Source organism: Thermomonas sp. (genome assembly GCF_025993755.1).
In the GTDB taxonomy this organism is placed as follows: Bacteria; Pseudomonadota; Gammaproteobacteria; order Xanthomonadales; family Xanthomonadaceae; genus Thermomonas.
The window spans coordinates 1-2,198 of record NZ_JAMQHN010000196.1 but is presented as its reverse complement, the minus strand read 5'-3'; the positions used below and the strand labels follow the sequence as shown (position 1 = coordinate 2,198).

Genomic DNA, 2,198 nt, shown 5'->3' with positions numbered 1-2,198 from the left:
CTCGACGACACAGGAAGCTCGCCGCCCGCATACCGAAGATAGCGCAAAGCCGGTCTGCAGAGGGTCCGCGCTTGCCTGACGGGACGCAAAACAGAGCGGGGGCCGATCGGCCCCCGCTGAAACACGCTTTGATGTACTTCGATCAGCGCTGGCTGACGCGCATCACCCTGGGGGTGACGAAAATCAGCAGCTCGGCCTTGCTCTTGCCGCGGCTCTTGTTGCGGAACAGGTTGCCGAGAATCGGGATGTCGCCGAGGAACGGCACCTTGGTGATGTCGGAGCGATCGGAGAATTCGTACACGCCACCGATGACCACGGTCTGGCCGTCCTCGACCAGCACCGCCGTGTTGACTTCACGCCGGGCGATCTGCGGCACCTGGCCAAACGCGCCAAGGCTGATCCAGCTGTCGAGTTCGTCCTTCTTCACGCCCATGTCGAGGAACACGCGACCATCGTTGGTGATGGTCGGGGTCACCTTCAGCTCGAGCAATGCTTCCTTGAACTGCACGGTCGGCACGTTGCCGCCCTGGCCACCGGACACCGTGAGGTAGCCGATTTCCTTGCCTTGCCGGATCACCGCTTCCTTCTGGTTGCTGGTGACGATGCGCGGGTTGGAAATCACCTCGCCGCGGCCTTGCTGCTGGATCGCCGACAGTTCCACGTCCAGCGCGTAGCCGGCGTTGAGGATCGACAGCGCCAGCGCACCCGGATTGGTGCCGGTAAGAATTGCCGGCAGGCTGCTCATCAGGCCACGGGTGATGGTGTTCACCCCGTAATTGGGCGTGGTGGGACTCCAGCCCATGCCCGGCGCGCGCGGTGCGCCCGGATCGTTGGCCGTGCAGGTCGGGCAATTGTTCAGATAGTCGGCCAACGCGTCGTGATACAGCTGGTTGTTGGCGTTGGCGGTGTTCGCCATCGAATTCTGGTTGGCGATGTTGTTCTCGATGCTGTTGCCGTACTGGGTGCGGCCGTCGCGTGCCGAGCCGGTGATGCCGAAGCGGGCGCCGAGGTCGCGGGCCACGCTTTCGTTGGCGATCACGATGCGCGCCTCGATCACCACCTGGTCGACCGGTTTGTCGAGTTGGCGCACCAGGTTGCGGATCGCCTCGACCCGCTGCGGAATATCGATCACCAGCAGGGTATTGGTGCGGGTGTCGAAACTGATGCTGCCGCGCGCGGACAGGAAACCGCGATCCTGGTTGCTCTGGCCGCCACCGCCACCGCCGCCACTACCACCGCCTGCCTGGTTGCCCTTGCTTTCATCGGTGAGCATCTTGGCGATATTCGCGGCGCTGGCATAGTTGACCGGGATGTATTCGGTCACCTTCTCGGCGCGCTCGTCGATCGCGATCCGGGCATCTTCCTTGGCCTGCTCGAACTCGGCGATTTCCTTCTGCGGCGCGACCCAGATCACGTTGCCGTTGCGGCGCTTGTCGAGCTGTTTGGCCTGCAGGATCAAATCCAGCGCCTGGTCCCAGGGCACGTTGATCAGGCGCAGCGTGACGTTGCCCGTGACGGTGTCGGCTGCGACGATGTTGAGCTTGGATTCGTCGGCGATCAGCTGCAGGACGGTGCGCACCGGAACGTCCTGGAAATTGAACGTGACCGGACGACCGGAATAGCGCACACCAGCGGTACTGTCACCCGTCGCGGACGCAACCGCACCCACCGCTGGCGTGGCGGTGGTGGTCGCTGCCGCCTGCGCCCGCGGCACGATCTCGACGATGTACTCATTTCCGGATTGGTAGGCCATGGACTCGAACGCGCCGCTCGTCCCCAGCACCAGTTGGGCGCCGCTGCTGGTCGCATGGGCCTGGACGTTCTGCACCGGGGTGGCGAAATCGCGCACGTCGATCGGCCGCTGCAGGGCCGCCGGCAGGGTGGCATTGCCGATGTCCACGACCACGTTGGAGCCGTTGGTGCGCAGATCCGGCGCCGCACCGTCGCCGGAGAAGCGCAGGATCAGCTTGCCCGATCCGCCGTCGCCGCGCTTGAAGTCGATCGCGGACACGGTGACTGCATCGGGAGTGCGCTTGGCCGGATCGGCGAGCGCGCCGGTGGCGGACTGGCCCATGCCGACCGCAAGCGCGGACGCAGGGAATGCGCCGGCTCCGGCAGCGTACAGGCCCACGGCAATCCCTGCAGCCAGGGCCCCGAGGGGCAGGCGGCGCCGTGCGGGCAGCGTTTGCTTGGCGTTG

The 2,198-nt window shown here is 65.5% G+C and carries 1 protein-coding gene; it reads right to left on the bottom strand.

Translation table 11 applies throughout. The annotated features are described in order from the left end of the window. Window positions 1-142 precede the first annotated feature (142 nt). Entirely contained in the window at window positions 143-2,074 is a 1,932-nt protein-coding gene (locus Q0X16_RS13140) for a type IV pilus secretin PilQ family protein (RefSeq protein ID WP_297835291.1), read from the bottom strand. Window positions 2,075-2,198: the final 124 nt, after the last annotated feature.